This is a genomic window from Wolbachia endosymbiont (group B) of Schoenobius gigantella (genome assembly GCF_964031005.1).
GTDB classification, from domain to species: Bacteria; Pseudomonadota; Alphaproteobacteria; order Rickettsiales; family Anaplasmataceae; genus Wolbachia; species Wolbachia pipientis.
Genome location: NZ_OZ035002.1, coordinates 629,609 through 646,074, shown reverse-complemented (window position 1 = coordinate 646,074; position 16,466 = coordinate 629,609). Strand labels below are relative to the sequence as shown.

At 37.3% G+C, this 16,466-nt stretch carries 14 protein-coding genes and 4 pseudogenes; 16 read left to right on the top strand and 2 right to left on the bottom strand.

What is annotated here, in order from left to right; translation table 11 throughout:
• Positions 1-248: 248 nt before the first annotated feature.
• A complete protein-coding gene (locus tag ACQH2O_RS03105) occupies positions 249-1,253 on the bottom strand; it encodes a virulence RhuM family protein (RefSeq protein WP_010962468.1) in 1,005 nt (334 codons plus the stop codon).
• 836 nt (positions 1,254-2,089) lie between these two features.
• On the opposite strand from ACQH2O_RS03105, the gene ACQH2O_RS03100 reads away from it, so the two are divergent.
• The 15 genes and pseudogenes from ACQH2O_RS03100 (at position 2,090) to ACQH2O_RS03030 (ending at position 14,116) form a co-directional block, all read left to right on the top strand.
• Entirely contained in the window at positions 2,090-2,230 is a 141-nt protein-coding gene (locus ACQH2O_RS03100) for a hypothetical protein (RefSeq protein ID WP_010962469.1), read from the top strand.
• Positions 2,231-2,532: 302 nt separating this feature from the next.
• Positions 2,533-2,901, top strand: a pseudogene (locus ACQH2O_RS03095) (Holliday junction resolvase); the annotation flags it as partial.
• Positions 2,902-3,027: 126 nt separating this feature from the next.
• A complete protein-coding gene (locus ACQH2O_RS03090) occupies positions 3,028-4,257 on the top strand; it encodes a DNA modification methylase (protein ID WP_095742730.1) in 1,230 nt (409 codons plus the stop codon).
• Between the two features lie 16 nt (positions 4,258-4,273).
• Positions 4,274-4,765 (top strand): MarR family transcriptional regulator, encoded by a 492-nt coding sequence (locus tag ACQH2O_RS03085; RefSeq protein ID WP_010962472.1) that lies wholly within the window; start codon positions 4,274-4,276, stop codon positions 4,763-4,765.
• A gap of 169 nt (positions 4,766-4,934) precedes the next feature.
• Positions 4,935-6,761, top strand: a complete 1,827-nt coding sequence (locus ACQH2O_RS03080) for a phage terminase large subunit family protein (RefSeq protein ID WP_015588914.1) — start codon at positions 4,935-4,937, stop codon at positions 6,759-6,761.
• The gene (locus tag ACQH2O_RS03075) at positions 6,761-6,982 is read left to right on the top strand and encodes a gpW family head-tail joining protein (protein ID WP_010082193.1); all 222 of its coding nucleotides are present in this window, start codon (positions 6,761-6,763) and stop codon (positions 6,980-6,982) included. Before ACQH2O_RS03080 ends, ACQH2O_RS03075 begins: the two co-directional genes overlap by 1 nt.
• 45 nt (positions 6,983-7,027) lie before the next feature.
• Positions 7,028-7,441 carry a hypothetical protein gene (locus ACQH2O_RS03070; protein ID WP_010082194.1) on the top strand — a complete coding sequence of 138 codons (414 nt, stop codon included), beginning with the start codon at positions 7,028-7,030 and terminating at the stop codon, positions 7,439-7,441.
• Positions 7,442-7,641: 200 nt separating this feature from the next.
• A complete protein-coding gene (locus tag ACQH2O_RS03065) occupies positions 7,642-7,863 on the top strand; it encodes a hypothetical protein (RefSeq protein WP_010082195.1) in 222 nt (73 codons plus the stop codon).
• Positions 7,844-8,152, top strand: coding sequence for a type II toxin-antitoxin system RelE family toxin (locus ACQH2O_RS03060; protein WP_010082196.1), 309 nt, complete (start codon positions 7,844-7,846; stop codon positions 8,150-8,152). The genes ACQH2O_RS03065 and ACQH2O_RS03060 overlap by 20 nt, the downstream gene beginning before the upstream one ends.
• Before the next feature lie 119 nt (positions 8,153-8,271).
• Positions 8,272-9,689 (top strand): annotated as a pseudogene (locus ACQH2O_RS03055) (phage portal protein).
• A gap of 65 nt (positions 9,690-9,754) precedes the next feature.
• Positions 9,755-10,849 carry a S49 family peptidase gene (locus ACQH2O_RS03050; RefSeq protein ID WP_015588915.1) on the top strand — a complete coding sequence of 365 codons (1,095 nt, stop codon included), beginning with the start codon at positions 9,755-9,757 and terminating at the stop codon, positions 10,847-10,849.
• 429 nt (positions 10,850-11,278) lie between these two features.
• A protein-coding gene (locus ACQH2O_RS03045; protein ID WP_076611893.1) for an IS110-like element ISWpi14 family transposase occupies positions 11,279-12,291 on the top strand; the annotation gives its coding sequence in 2 pieces (ribosomal slippage) (positions 11,279-12,167 and positions 12,167-12,291; 1,014 coding nt in all).
• A gap of 23 nt (positions 12,292-12,314) precedes the next feature.
• Entirely contained in the window at positions 12,315-12,686 is a 372-nt protein-coding gene (locus tag ACQH2O_RS03040) for a head decoration protein (protein WP_070356777.1), read from the top strand.
• Positions 12,687-12,763: 77 nt separating this feature from the next.
• Complete coding sequence (locus ACQH2O_RS03035) at positions 12,764-13,765, top strand: major capsid protein (protein WP_010962476.1); 1,002 nt, start codon at positions 12,764-12,766, stop codon at positions 13,763-13,765.
• 90 nt (positions 13,766-13,855) lie between these two features.
• A complete protein-coding gene (locus tag ACQH2O_RS03030) occupies positions 13,856-14,116 on the top strand; it encodes a head-tail joining protein (RefSeq protein ID WP_010082171.1) in 261 nt (86 codons plus the stop codon).
• 185 nt (positions 14,117-14,301) lie between these two features.
• Here ACQH2O_RS03030 and ACQH2O_RS03025 read toward each other — a convergent pair.
• A pseudogene (locus tag ACQH2O_RS03025) lies at positions 14,302-15,323 on the bottom strand (IS110 family transposase).
• A 222-nt stretch (positions 15,324-15,545) separates the two neighbouring features.
• Between ACQH2O_RS03025 and ACQH2O_RS03020 the strand changes: the two are divergent.
• A pseudogene (locus ACQH2O_RS03020) lies at positions 15,546-16,466 on the top strand (ABC transporter ATP-binding protein); the annotation flags it as partial.

Genomic DNA, 16,466 nt, shown 5'->3' with positions numbered 1-16,466 from the left:
CAATACCTTCACTTTCGTTGCACCCTATGTTGTCCATTCCATTAGCTTTACTACGCTCGTTACCTTACGCAGCATAATGGTTTGTTCCAGGTTGCCGGCTAAGCTTTACCCGTGTTGGATTTTCACCAACTGTTCCTTACGCACTTCTTGGCGCACACAATTTTTCACCCCCCTTAAAATTAAAACAAAAGGTGGTAAACAAGATGTCAAACACAGATAACTCAACTACAAGCTGGTTTTTGTTGTAGTTAGATAGTTATTTTCTCACTTTCTTTACTTGCTTTAATTAATTCATCAAAATCAGATTCATGTAATTTGTCCTGTATAACTCTGTACTTTTCGTATTCTCCTTCAGCCAGGGCTTTTGCAACTTCAGCACTAACTTTACCGGCATCTTTAAGTACTTCATAATCATTGAATAATAGAAATGCATCCAATTTTTCAGCCCAGTCTTGCATTTTCATCAGCCGATTCTTTTTTGCTTGAAGTTCTGCATAATCTAGATACATCGAAACAATGTGGTTTAGTTCACTTAGTTCTTCTTCAGTTAAGTAATTTTTCGCAATACTTACATCACTCTTGTGAATTTTTTTACCTGGACCATCTTTCCATGTAGTTAGCCCCATATGTGGTTTTTTGTGATCAACCCGAGAACATATCAACTCTGCTGCAGTTAAACCATAAATTGCCCAATATAATTTGTTTTGTACTTTTGCGTAAAATTGTTTTGTTATTTCTGAATTTGGATCGTAATCTGCAGAACATTCGGCATAAATGTCGGTAATCTTCTGGTAAAATCTACGTTCGGATGCTCGTATTTCCCTGATTTTTTCAAGTAATTCATTGAAGTAGTCTTTGCCAAACTTTTTCCCGTTTTTTAGTCGTTCACTATCTAAAGCAAATCCTTTGATAATAAAATCCTTCAAAACTTTTGTAGCCCATACTCTGAATAATGTTGCTTTTTTAGAATTAACTCGATAACCAACAGCTATAATTGTATCTAAATTGTAAAGTTGTGTTGGGTAATTTTTACCGTCTGCAGCGGTTACCTCAAAAGTGGAAACAACTTCTTTTTCCTGTAATTCACCAGATTCAAATATGTTCTTGATATGCTTACTAATAGCTGGCAGTTGTACATCAAATAATTCAGCCATCCTTTTTTGCGTAAGCCAAAGATTTTCATCTCTGCATAAAACTTCAATTTCTATATTTCCACCTGGAGTAGTATAAAATACAATCTTATTCTCATCCATTATCTATCTCCTATAACTTACAAACAAACCATTGATCATCAATAGGAATTTAACCAATTAATTGTCTCTACTGCAACTAAATTCTTTAAAACGTCTTTAGAGGGCTATTATAACTTATTAATGAGCTGGATAGAGGGGAATATCTGTTTTATCAAAAATTCATGTGACCTCTTCTCAGCTCCAGTAAACAGTTATTTCCAAAATGGAAACAACTCAAATAGTAAGGTGTCTAGGAGGTCGGACTTCCGTTTAGCGGGTTCTTAAAGTTTAGGCTCTCTTTAATTTCTGAGCTGCATTCAAATTATTTTAACTTTTTTTCAGAAAATCCCGGAAAAAGTGGTGAGAAATCCGGAGTATAGGGGCATTGAGTGTAGATGTGCTTCAAACACAAAAGTCGGCAAATAAACAGAGTAGAAAAGATTGAAGGAAGCAAAAGAAATTTAGGCTTTTGGTAAGTTACGTAATTGAGAATTTGTATTTTTTTAGATGAGGTAAAAACTTTGTTTTAAGGCTAGATGCAACTTTAGGGTACAAATACTACTATTACCAAAGAACGCATATAATACCCCTTAGAACTCGAATAAATGGCATTCTTAGCAATTCTATTACTGTATAGCAAACTCACAGGTGAGTTTAGCACGTTTTTTACGCTTTGCAAAGAAAAATTAAAAAAAAGTGAACAGTTTTTGTAAAATCGGTGAATATATATAATACCAAGTCCTAACTAAGGTAGGTAGCATAAGATTCTTGTCATTGGCCAACAAAAACCCATTCATAGCGTATTTTGAAGGAACCAGACGATATTTAGCGCTACTTATAGTTTTAAATAATAGCAAATGTCAATCCTCACACTCGACCTCGGCAAACAAACCGGCTGGGCTATTCTTACAGATGGAGTAATTCAAAGTGGGAGTGAAAGTTTTCATGGTAATCGTTTCAGCGGAGGTGGAATGGCTTTGTTGCATCGCTACTTATGAAAGGCTAACTATAGTTAGGATTATAAGCAACCTATTGAAAATCTTGTTTTTTTGCAATCAATCTGATCAAATTTAAGAATAGTAATTTGTTATTTATATTAATAAATTTAATTCTATTGAAAATAGCTAAAGCATTGAAATTCTTGAATTTTAGCCAGATTAGTGAGTGGTAGTGAAATTTCTTTTACTCAAATTTAGGTATTCACTGACCGTTCTTGTTATAAATACCAGAATAATAAGCTACTGATATTCCCTATCTTTTTTATCTTTAATCCATCATAGCTAGCGATGCAACAAAGCCAGGTGGAATGCACTTCTTAAATTTTCGTAGGTGGCTCAATGAGATGAGGGAAAGATTTTCAGATATTGAAGCAGTGTATTTTGAAGAAGTAAGAAGACACCTTGGAACTGATGCTGCTCATTGCTACGGAGGCTTTCTAGCTCATTTAACAGCTTGGTGCGAGGAAAACAATATACCTTATCAAGGTGTACCTGTCAAGACGATAAAACGCTTTATCACCGGTAAGGGTAATGCAAGTAAAAGTGAAGTTATTGAAGCTGTGAAGGGAAAAGGGTTTATTCCTCAAGATGACAATGAGGGGGATGCTTTGGCGTTGATGTTCTATGTTAATAATTTTAGTAAAGATTTTAACATGCTAGATAGCACATAGGAAGTGGGTCCTTCCCTCCAGCAAGGCTGATTTGGGAGCGAAACCCCGGACCTTCTCTAGCGTCAGACGTTTTTTAATTATTAACTTTTTGTTAAGAATTTAAACATAGCAATTTAATACACTAATATGAACTTAGCAACACACTACTATCCTATTGAAAATCTTGTCGAATATGATCGCAACCCTCGCAAGAATGACGATGTAGTAAACAGAATGTGCGCCTCTATTCGGGAATTTGGGTTTCGTATTCCAATAGTTGCAAAAAGCGATGGCACTGTGGTTGATGGTCATTTACGCCTCAAAGCAGCAAGAAAACTGGGTATGGAAAGTATTCCAGTAGTCCTCAGTGATAACTTAAGTGAAGCCCAAACCAAAGCTTTTCGGTTACTAGCAAATCAATCAGCTAACTGGGCAAAGTGGGACGATGATCTTTTGAAGTTGGAAATTCAAGAGTTAGAAGATTTGCAGTTTGACCTAAAAATGACTGGATTTGAGCTGGAAAAGGTTCAACGTTTTCTTGATGATTTAGATGGAGAAAACAGTGAAAAAGAAGATTTTTCCGACTTAGCCGGTGATAGCAAAAAGGTAAAAATAACAAAACCAGGGGATCTATGGATTTTAGGTGGTCATCGAATCTACTGTGGTGATAGTTGTCTGGTTGAATCATTTAAAGCGGTATTAGACGATAAAATGGCAGATATTACCGTGTGTGACCCTCCGTATAACGTAGCATATGGTGACAGTCAGGAAAGAGAAGACAAAAAAATACTAAACGATGATCAAGGTGAAAAATACGAACTTTTTCTGTATGACATTTGTTCTCACGTTTTAGCGTACACCAAAGGTGCAATTTACATCTGTGCATCATCATCCGAGCTGGCAACGCTGCAAAAGGTATTTGAAGAAGCAGGTGGTCGTTGGTCGACATTTATAATTTGGGCAAAGAATCATTTTACGCTAGGAAGATCTGATTATCAAAGACAATACGAAACAATACTCTACGGTTGGAAAAATGGCAATAAGCGTGAGTGGCATGGAGGACGTAATCAAAGTGATCTCTGGTTTTACGATAAGCCAACGTACAACTCACTGCACCCAACGATGAAACCAGTGGAGTTAATGGAGAGAGCGATAGTAAACAGCAGTAGACCAGGGGACATAGTTCTTGATCCATTTAGCGGGTCTGGGAGTACGTTGATTGCATGTGAGAGGACAGGAAGAATCTGTAGAACGATAGAGCTAGATCCTACGTTTGTAGATGTGACCATAAAACGTTGGCAAGTATACACGGGAAGAGAAGCGATACTTTCCAATACTGGCAAAACCTTTGCCCAAATTCAAGAAGAAAAACGGTAAAAGAAGGGAGAAAAAAGTGGAAGGAGGAAAAATCACGCAGACGGAATGGGCAAGAGAACTAGGAGTTTCAAAGCAATACGTCTGTTACTTAGTAAAGAAAGGAATAGTTGAGCTGGAGGATGGTTTGATTGACCGAGAACAAGCAAATGAAGCGGTGGCAGCAATACGAGATCCAAGTCAACCACTGAGGAGAAAAAATCCAGAAGGTGAAGAAGTGGGAAATAATAAACTTTCCATGATGTTGCTAAAAACGCGGATAAAAAATGAGATGGAGCGGGGAAGACTGCTCGAGGCAAAAGCAAAAGCTGAGATTGGTGAACTTATCTCAGTAGAAGAAGTAAAGACTGAAGCATTTAATGTTGCAAGAGTTGTCCGTAATAATTTGCTTAACATTCCAGATAGGGTTTCAGCGTTACTAGCATCGATAAATGACACAGAGAAGATCCATGAGACACTGACTGAGGAAATCAGAACAGCTTTAGAAGAGCTGACACAAAGTGTATTTTAATGACTACATATAAATTACTGAAAAAGCGTCTTATCGCCTTGGTGAGCCTAATTCACATATTAGTTGCAATAATGATTTTAAGTAAAGCGTCAGCAGATACTTATTGTAGAGGGAAAATACCTTTTTCTCTTAGCTGTGTAAAAGTATAAAAATTGCAGCAGATGGCATTATGATATATAGCAGTAGCTTTTATACAGGGTTAAAGCCAGATCCACTGCTCAAAGTATCAGAGTGGGCAGATAGAAATCGTCAACTTTCAACGATAGCATCATCAGAGCCGGGGAAATGGAGAACAGAGAGAACGCCGTACCTTAAGGAAATAATGGATTCACTATCTTCGTCTTCACCGGCCGAAAAAGTGGTATTCATGAAAGGAGCGCAGATAGGCGGAACAGAAGCTGGGAATAACTGGATAGGATATATAATCGACCAAACACCAGGCCCTATGCTGGTAGTACAGCCAACAGTAGAAATGGGCAAGCGTTGGTCAAAGGGAAGATTTGCGCCGCTCATTGAAGATACGCCATGTTTAAGGAGTAAAATAAAAGACCCAAGGTCGAGAGATTCAGGCAACACTGTACAAAGTAAGGAATTTCCCGGAGGAACGGTAGTAGTAACAGGTGCCAACAGTCCAGTGGGTTTACGTTCAATGCCGGTAAGATATCTTTTTTTAGATGAAGTAGATGCATATCCAGGAGATTCAGGAGGAGAAGGAGATCCAGTTTTACTCAGCATAGCCCGAACTAATACATTTACGCGGAGAAAAATATTCTTAGTTTCAACACCAACGGTTCACGGAATAAGCAGAATAGAGAAGGAATTTGAGAGTTCAGACAAACGATACTTTTTTGTACCTTGTCCACATTGTGATCACTATCAGGTGCTGAAATGGCCACAGATAAAGTGGAAAGATAAAGATCCCTCAACAGCCCATTATGTGTGTATAGAATGCAGCGGCAAAATAGAAAACCATCAAAAAACAGAGATGCTAGCTAGAGGTGAATGGAGAGCAACTAGGGAGGAGGGAAAAAAAGAGGCAAAAATAGGGTTTCATTTATCGAGCTTGTATAGCCCAGTTGGTTGGTATAGTTGGAAACAAGCAGTGGAAGATTATCTGCATGCAAAGGAAAATGAACAATTACTAAAAGTTTGGATAAATACAACACTCGGAGAAACCTGGGTAGATAAGGGAGAAGTACCAGACTGGAAGCAACTATTTGAGCGTCGAGAAAATTTTCCGATAGGCATGGTGCCAAAAGGTGGAAAAATAGTGTTAACGGCAGGGGTTGATGTACAAAAAGACCGCTTAGAAGCAGAAGTAGTAGCATGGGGTATGGGTCGTGAGAGTTGGTCAATAGACTATCAGGTATTAGAAGGTGATACTGGAAGTGGAGAAGTATGGGGGAAACTGTCAGAGCTCTTGAATCATCATTTTATCGGTGAAAATGGGCTTGAATACATGATAAGTATGATGGCGGTAGATGCTGGGTATGCAACACAGGAGGTATACAATTGGGTAAGAAGTCATCAAGGATCGGGAAGAGTAATGGCAGTGAAAGGGGTAAACAAAGCCCTAGTGCCGCTTAACAGCCCAAGTAGAGTAGATGTAACAGTTGGCGGACAAAAGCTAAAAAGAGGAATAAAGCTCTGGCCAGTTGGAGTATCGATATTAAAGTCAGAATTGTTTCAGTTGCTGAATGTTTTAACAGAAGGGGCGCCGGGATATTGTCATTTTCCCGAATATCCACCTGAATATTTTAAGCAGCTAACCGCAGAGCAACTAATTACCAAAGTAGTAAAAGGATATACCAAACAAGAGTGGCAAAAGATAAGAGACCGAAATGAAGTATTAGATTGCAGAGTTTACGCAAGAGCAGCGTCTATTGCCCTGGGGATTGATCGTTGGCCAGAGAGTAAGTGGGAGAGTTTAGTAGGTGAAAAAGCTAAAAAGTCAAAAAAAGTGAGAAGAAGTCAATGGTTGAGTGAGAAAAGTTGATGTACAACCAAGAATATTTAACTCAAGTAAAAGAAGCGATAAAGAAGCTACAGAGCGGGGAAAGAGTAGTATCGATTGCATATGGCGATCACGTGGTTAGGTACGGAGAAGTGCAGATAAATGACCTCTTGAGCTTAAGACAACGCATTAAAGCTGAGCTGAAAGTTGCAGGTGTGAAGAGAAAGATTGTTATTTCAACGAATAAAGGAATTGACAAGTGAAAATGTAATACTGTACGTTAGATAATTTATAAATATAGGGGTAACATGATAGGAAATGTAGAAAGATTGCAAAGAGAACTACTTGAAGAAATGGGGTCTATTTCTTTGGGGAGTAGTAATACAAGGGCATTAGAGATTGTCAATCAATTAGGAGAAGATCACATTAATGATACTATTATGACTCTTGATGGCAGGCAGTTTACAGCTTTAGATTGTGCAATTATGTTTGACAGTCAAGGTAATAATCCAAGAATAAATGAAAGGCCGAGAATAAATAACAATGCATTTAGAGAATTAGAAGGTGCTATTAGGAGTGCTGGAGGAAGAACATCAGAAGAATTGGGTAGAAGACAAGATATTCCTTATGATCGAGAAAGCTTTAATGAGCAAGTGAGTACGTTTTTAACAGACGTTACTATAGAGCATGTTATGGCAGGGAGACTACATCTAATGGTTTAAATTGAATGCGGAAAAAATTATCCTAACGGAAAAAAGCTGAGGAAATTGGTTAACCAATTGTTAAGTATTTAAAGGAGATCCGGGACGTAAAGAGGAGAGTTGTGATTTCGACGAACAAAGGGATTGTATAAAGAAATACTTATTGAAAAATTAAAAGAGATACTGTATAATTAGTGTAACATCTAGGTTTGGTTAAACATATGGTAAACTCAAGAGTTAATGTAACCTTCAATCCAAAAACTTCACAGCATCTTATTGAACTAGCTAAAGCAACTAAGCAGTCTGTTCAAAAATTAACAGAAAAGCTAATCAAAGAAGCAATTGAGCTTGAAGCAGAAGACATTGCGTTTTCCAAAATTGTTAGGGAGCTTGATGCTGACGATTCAGAAGAAGTAGAGGATAGTGAAGACATCTGGAAATAAGCGGTACACTATAAAATACCTTAAGCATGTTCTTAAAAGGAATTTGCCCTCCTTACCAGAAGCTATAAAGCCAAAAATTAAAGATGCAATAAGAGAGTATCTTGCAACTGATCCCATTGGTAATGGTGTATTGCTACGTAATAGATTAAAAGGACACAGAAGAATAAGAGTTGATGATTATCGTGTCGTCTATCGTGTAAATACTGCAGAACGTAAAGTAACTATTGTTTCAATAGGACACAGGGACAACATTTACAAGCAGGCAATATTAGATCTACTAAAACATTAAGAAAAGACATTTGTGCAGGAATCTCTTGCATAAATAGAAAATGTCAACAGCTTGTTTTCTCCAGCAGCTTGACGTAATTTTAAATAGCGCAACAATTTATTGCCCAATTAATAGTCTAAATGTTACTCAAATCATTCAAACAATTATTCCGCAAACCAAAAATCAAGAGCTCAGCCTGGGATGCGTCAGGCTCAGGAAGAAGATTATTGCACTTTCAACCAGAAGTAGGAAGTATAAATAGCTTACTTTCCCAGAGCCTTGAACACCTGCGTAGTCGGTCACGTGACATGGTAAGAAAGAACTCCTATGCGGCAAACATAATCGATACGATAGTGAGTAATTGCGTTGGAACGGGAATAAAACCGCAATCAAAAGCCAAGGATGGAGAATTTCGGAAAAAAGTGCAAGAATTATGGCTGAGATGGACAGATGAAGCAGACAGTAGTGGAGTAAGTGATTTTATGGGTTACAAGCTTTGGTTTGTAGGAGCATGATAGAAGGAGGAGAATGTTTTGTAAGACTTCGAACAAGAAAACGAGAAGATGGTCTTTGTGTGCCGTTGCAATTACAAGTACTTGAGTCAGAGCATTTAGACAATAAGAGCAATCAAACCCTTGCCAATGGTAATGTAATTAGAAACGGGATTGAATTTAACCGACTTGGGCAAAGAGAAGCGTATTACCTTTTTCGAGAACATCCGGGTGAAGGCTCGTTTGGAGAATCAGTTAGAGTGCCAGCAAACGATGTTTTACATATCTATAGACCACTAAGACCTGGGCAGATTCGAGGAGTACCATGGTTGTCCAGTGTACTGTTAAAGCTCTATGAACTTGATCAATACGATGATGCGGAATTAGTCAGAAAAAAGACTGCAGCAATGTTTGCGGGATTTATTACCAGACTTGATCCTGAAGCAAACATCATGGGAGAAGGAGAGAGTAATGAACATGGAGTAGCGCTGTCTGGCTTAGAACCTGGGACTATGCAATTACTTGATCCCGGAGAAGATATTAAGTTCTCGGAACCATCAGACGTTGGGGGAAGTTATGAAGCATTCATGAAACAGCAGCTTAGGGCAATAGCAGTAGGCACAGGGATAACTTACGAGCAGCTAACAGGAGATCTAAGTGGTGTCAATTATTCATCAATAAGAGCTGGGTTAATAGAGTTTCGTAGGAAGTGCGCGATGTTACAGCATAACGTGGTAGTATTTCAGCTTTGCCGGCCAGTATGGAATAGGTGGCTAGAATTAGCACTACTCTCTGGAGAACTGGACATAGGTGAAAATTGGGCAAAAGAAACAGCAAAAGAGGTAAAATGGATACCGCAAGGGTGTGCTTACGTAGATCCACTAAAAGACCAGCAAGCACAGCAAATGGCAGTGAGAAATGGATTTAAGAGTCGATCGGAAGTGGTTTCAGAACTAGGTTATGATGTAGAAGAAATAGACCAAGAAATTGCTGAGGATCAAAGACGTGCGAGTGAACTGGGCTTAAGTTTTGATTCTGATGTGAATTCTAATGCTGAAATGATATAAAATTCTATTTCTATGACAAATGGGTTTTTATTGCCCCAGACACAAATAAAAAATTTTAAAAACATATGACGACACAAATAAATTGGATGAATAAGCCGATGATGATAGAGCAAAGGAGTTTTGAATTATTGTCATTACATGCTGGAAAACACCCTACGTTTAAAAACATAAAACACACTGCAGAAAACAACGTAGAAAAAATAGCAATAATACCAATACATGGAATTTTGACCAAGAAACCAGGAGCTTTTGATGACATGTTGGGAATGACATCATATGAGAAGATACGTGAAGAGATAGAAAAAGCTTTAATAGATGAAGAAGTAGAAACAATAATTTTGGACATAGACAGCCCTGGAGGGGAAGTAAACGGTTTATTCGACCTTTCTGATTTTATTTACGAAGCAAGGGGATTAAAAAAGATCGTAGCAATAGCAAATGATGATGCGTATTCTGCGGCGTATGCAATAGCGTCAAGTGCTGAAAAAGTATTGGTAACGAGGACTTCAGGAGTTGGAAGCATAGGAGTAATAGCAAGTCATATAGATCAAAGTGGGTTTGATGAAAAACAGGGGATAAAATATACCACAGTATTTGCAGGAAAGAGAAAAAACGATTTAAATCCGCATGAGCCGATAACATCAGAAAGTGTGGAAAGCTTACAAGATGAAGTAGACCGCCTATATGAGATGTTTGTCGAGCTTGTAGCAAGAAATAGGAATCTTTCCACGGAAAAAATCAAATCAACGGAAGCAGGGCTATATTTTGGTGAGAAAGCAATAGAGATTGGACTTGCTGATGAAGTGATAACATATTCTGAATTTATAGATAGGAGAAACAATATGAGTAAAGCTGAATTTAACTATAAGGGCCACACCATCGATGCTGATGAGTTAATGGAAGAATCAAAACGAATAGGTTATGAGAGGTGCCGCAAGGAAGTATTAGAGGTAATAAGATTGTGTAATTTGTCAAAGATGCCAGAGAAGATAGGAGAATTTATTGAGCAGGATGTAAACGCAAAACAAGCCCAAGAGATATTAATGTCGATACTGGCGGAGAGAACGAAGAAGACAGAGATACTGAGCACAATACCACAAAGTTCATCAGAAGATTTAATGATGCAGGTAGCAAGAACTCGAGCGCAATCTGGCATTTGAGAAATTTAGGTACCAGCAATTACAAATGCCGCGGTAAACAAGTCCGCCAGAATAGCCAATTATAAAGTTTTCACCGCGACGTATAGCAACTTTAAACACCGCGGTAAACAAATCTTGTAACCGCCGTATATAACACTAACAAAAGCGGCGGTAAAACAATTAAGGAGATGGTATGAATAGTTATTGCTTGGTTGGAAGCATGAGAAGATAATACCTTCTCAGAGTGGATAGGTGGCAGATTGAAAATGTTTGTGAGGCCCTTTCTGCTTTTTGCAGTATAGGAAAAAGACCTCGTGAAGGAGATTAATCGCCCCTGCCACCGAAAACCATCGTGCGGCCTATAAAATTTAGTGACCGCGTATAGGAGAATGGACCAACCGGTAATATTCTACTCTGATATGTTGGAGTATTCAATAAGGGAGAAGATTTATGCGTTACATAGGTGTTGATTTACATACTAATAGTTTCACTGCTTGCTACTTAGAACAGGAAAAACCAGAGTATATTAAAACGTTTCGCTTACAGGATTTAGGTAATTTTATCAAAAATCTTCAAGAAACAGATGAAGTAGCCTTAGAGGCAACGGGAAATAGCTGTTTCTTTTATGATGAAGTTTCACCTTACGTTAAGCGCGTTGTTGTGGTTGCTCCCTTGCAATTTGAAGTTATTCGTCGTTCTGTGAACAAAACAGATAAACATGATGCAAGAGCTATTGCTTTTTTTCTCAGCAAAGATATGTTGCCTGAAGCAAAATGCAAGAGCAAACAATGCCAACAGTTAGCTTCTCTTCTTAAAACAAGAGATCAGTTAGTAAAATCACGGGTATCTTTAATCAATAAAATACATGGACTTTTCAATTACCACGGAATAAAGATTAAAAAGGAAGTACTGACAATCAAAGCGGGATTTGAATGCTCTCTTGGTAAACATGATTGGAGTCACTTGGAAAAGGTTGAGATTGAAGTGATTAGCAGTAATCTGGAAGTCATTCGAGAAAGTCTCAAAAAACTTGAAAAGGAAATTATAGCTTTTGCTCAGCAGCTTCCTGGATTTAATAATCTCATCAGCATTAAAGGTATTGGTGCGATTTCTGCAGCAGTTTTTGTTGCAACAATTGGTGATATTAATGATTTTAGTAATCCTGAAAAACTTACAGCTTATTTTGGAGTTGTACCGCGAGTTTCTCAATCCAATCAACAATGCACAATTGGAAGAATTACTAAACGTGGATCAAAAATTGGGCGTACTTCTTTAGTACAGTGTACTTGGATTGCTATACGTTATAGTCCTTATCTGAAAAGTTTTTACGAGCGTGTGAAAAAAAGCGTGGTTCTGCTAAGGCTATTATTGCTACTGCTAGGAAGTTTCTCACAACTATTTTCTATACTCTTAAAAACAACTGGATTTTCAAAGATTTTACAAAATATGAAATTTCTTATTGACAACAATCATAGGAGAAACATTTATGAGTTGTATAACCGAACAAAATAACCTTGGTGACCTATTAAAGTATGAGGCATCAAATCTATACTCAAGAGACCAAATAACAGTAGCAAAGGGGCAAAACCTAAGCTTGGGTACTGTAGTTGGCTGTAATATTGAAGATAATGTAATTAAGATTATCAATCCAACTGCAACAGATGGTACGCAAACAGCTATAGGAGTGATAGCAAGTGATGTAAACGTGAAAGAAAATACCAAAGCAGTAATCATTACACGTATAGCAATGCTAGCAGATCATGCAGTTGTGTGGCCAGCAAATATAACAGAAGAGCAGAAAGCTGCAGCAATAAAGCAACTTGAAGCACGAGGCATCATTATCCGCAAAGGGGTTTAGAAGCCCAGCAAACATCTTAATCATTCGCAAAGGGCTTAAAAGCCAACAAACATCTACAGCATTAAAGGGGAAAAAACATGCAAAATCCATTTACAAATTCAGCATTTAGTATGACGGAATTAACTAAAGCAATAAACATATTGCCGATAAATTATGGTCGAACAGAAAGCTTAAATTTATTTCCAAGTAGATCGGTAAGATTCCGACATATTACGATAGAAGAGCAAAACGGTGTTTTGAGCCTATTACCAACGCAAGTTCCCGGAGCACCAGCAACAGTGGGAAAACGTGGAAAACGAAAAATAAGAACGTTTACGATACCACATATTCCCCATGATGACGTAGTGTTACCTGAGGAAGTGCAAGGGATAAGGGCATTTGGGTCAGAGAATGAACTGAAAGCGTTGGCTAACGTGGTAACAGATCATCTGGAATTGATGAGGAACAAGCACGCGATAACGTTAGAACATTTGCGAATGGGGGCGTTGAAAGGGATTATTCTGGACGCTGATGGCAGTGAATTGTTAAATCTTTACAACGAATTTGAAATTACGCCAAAAGTAGTAAATTTTGCACTGGGAATAGCAACAACAGATGTAAAGCGTAAGTGTATGGAAGTACTCCGGCATATAGAAGATAATCTAAGTGGTGAATATATGACAGGAGTACATGCTTTGGTAAGCCCTGAATTTTTTGATGCATTAACTTCGCATAGTAAAGTAAAAGAAGCATATGAAAGATGGCAAGAAGGAGCAGCGCTTCGGAATGATATGAGATCAGGATTTACGTTTTGTGGAATAACATTTGAGGAATACAGAGGACAAGCAACTGATCCTGAAGGAACCGTGAGAAGATTTATTGAGAAAGATACAGGTCACTGTTTTCCACTTGGTACAGCAAGCACATTTACTACTTACTTTGCGCCAGCGGACTTTAATGAAACGGTAAATACACTAGGACAACCGCTCTATGCAAAACAAGAGCCAAGAAGATTTGATAGAGGGACTGACCTTCATACCCAATCAAACCCTCTACCAATGTGCCATCGCCCAGGTATACTTGTAAAACTTGCTGCATAACAGGTGAGGTAAAGCTAAGTGCAGATTGTTTTTAATACCCCGAACAGGAAGCATTATATCAACTAAAGAATAAAAAGCAACTAAAAAATTATGTTTAGAGATATTAAAAGATTATTTGCAGATTGTTTTGCACATCTAGGGCAGCAAGCGTTGTATGAATCAAAGGATAAGTCATATATGGTGCAAATATTAAAACAACAGCCAGATAAATTATACGAGATTGGTGAAGGACAATTTGTAGGGGAGATATTGATTTTGGAGGTGAGTATATTCGATGTATTGCAGCCAGTAGTAGATACCGTCTTGCAAGTCAACAAAAAAATTACAAAAATTGTTCAAGCTGTATCATAAAATTAAAAAATACTTCCAATTCACATTTTGTGTAACGGTACACAGATTATAGTTAGTGAATATGTTGATAAGTAAATTTCCGCTTTTTTGTACGTATAAAATTAATTTACTTATCAACATATTCACTAACCAGTTACAAAATTTGTGTAAGATACTATTTTACATAATTGGAGCGTTTTTTGATTTTAAAGCACTAAACTTTCAGCCAAACTCCTAGCTCTGTAGTTTTTGATATGATCTGGATCAAAAGCCTTCTTTGACCTTAAAACACCAAAAACAATATGGAGTAACTTACGCATTGCAGCTCCCACAATGGCCATGTTATGCTTGCCTTTCTCTTTTAACCTTTTGCAAAAAGTCATAATAGTAGGATTATGATTCTTAGCTACTATGGCAGGAAAGTACATTGCCTTACATAATGTTCGTGAACCGGATTACTTAATCTGGGCTTGGCATGTACAGACGTACCTGACGTTATATTTCGTGGTATAGCTCCAGCATATGCTGCCAATTGCCTGGCATCCTTGAAAGCTTTTATGTTAGGAACTTCAGCCAAAATAGCTACTGCTGATTCTTCTCCTATTCCTGGAATGGTCAATAGAAGTTGAAAATTTTCCAACAATTCTTTGTGTTTATTTAATAGTTCACGTAAGGAGTTTTTTATTCTTTCTATTTTTTGTTTTATGTTCATTGCAAGGTCTTCCCAAGCATTTGCAACTTCTTTAGGCAGTCTCTCTTTTTTTTCTAAGTGGTTATTTACTAATGTCAATTCATCTTTTAACGCAGCCGAGCAACGATAAAGATGCTTTAATTTCTTTAACTCAGGAGAAGGTGGTGCCCAACGAATAGGTTCCTGTCTTTGGCAATAATCGGCAATTATCTCTGCATCAGTCTGATCATTCTTTTGTCGTATAAGCTTACTTTTTGCATAAAATCTTATACAAGCTGGATTAACAACACTCACAAAATGTCCAGTATTGTGTAGAAATTCAGCTAAGGCTTCACTATAACAACCAGTAGCTTCCATGCAGGCTTTTACTTGTTCTACATTATGCTTTTGTAGAAAGCTCAGTAAACCTTGAAACCCATGATCATTATTCTTGAAACTCCTTTTCCTGGTTTCACGTTTTCCTTTGTTGCTTATGAATGAAAGAGAAACATCAAAGCGATCTTTTGATATGTCTATACCCAAAAAGTTGTTGATCATATATAACTCCATACGTTACTATTAAAATGAAAAGTAAGGCTAACCTTGTGGATACAGAATTATAACCATTTAGGTCTTTCTACGATACCGTTCAGCCTATACTTTTGAGAAGGGAACTCTTGTCTACCACACAGATTTTATATCTAAGGAGATATTCAAAGTTCTTCCCTTCTCCACCTAATGCTTAAGCTTAAAACATCAGATGCTTTTGACAAGATACAAGGAGATATTGCTCTTGTACTTGGAATTAATATATCGATTATAGAGTTTCTTAACCATCTAACTAGGAATCTTACCCAATTTTCTACTCATTTCGGCAAAGTTTCAGATGCATTGCCAATCTTGACTACCGTACCAGAAATTCAAGATAAGGAAAATGCTAAAGAATTAAATTTATTAAGTGGAAGAATAACGTTTAATAATGTTTCTTTTTCTTATGAAGGTCAGGAGCCATTATTTCAAGATTTTTCAGTTACCATTAATCCTTGCGAAAAGGTAGGTCTAGTTGGTTATTCTGGAGGTGGTAAATCTACTTTTATAAACTTAATTCTAAGGCTATTTGATGTTAAAAAAGGTAATATACAGATTGATAATCAAGTAGTATCGGAAGTTACACAGAGTTCTTTGAGGCAACAAATATCTGTAATACCTCAAGAACCATTGTTGTTTCATGATACTATTTTAGCAAATATTATATATGGTAAACTTCAATCTACTATCGAAGAAATAATAAGAGCTGCAAAGCTGGCTGGTATTCACGATTTCATTATGACTCTACCCGATCAATATGAAACTGTAGTCGGAGAAAAAGGCATAAAGCTATCTGGAGGAGAAAGACAAAGAATAATCATAGCGAGAGCATTTCTAAAAAACGCTCCGATATTATTTTTCGATGAGCCAACTAGTCAGTTAGATTCTATAACAGAGAAAACAATTCAAATGAGTTTATTTAAGTTGATGGAAAATAAAACCACCATTACTATAGCACACCGTATTTCTACACTTTTACATATGGACCGAATTCTAGTATTTAACAAAGGAAAAATTGTCCAAGATGGTAAACACGCTGAATTAGTTTCTAAGCAAGGTCTTTACAAGGAACTTTGGAATGCTCAAATTGGTTGTTTGAATGGCAAAAAATAA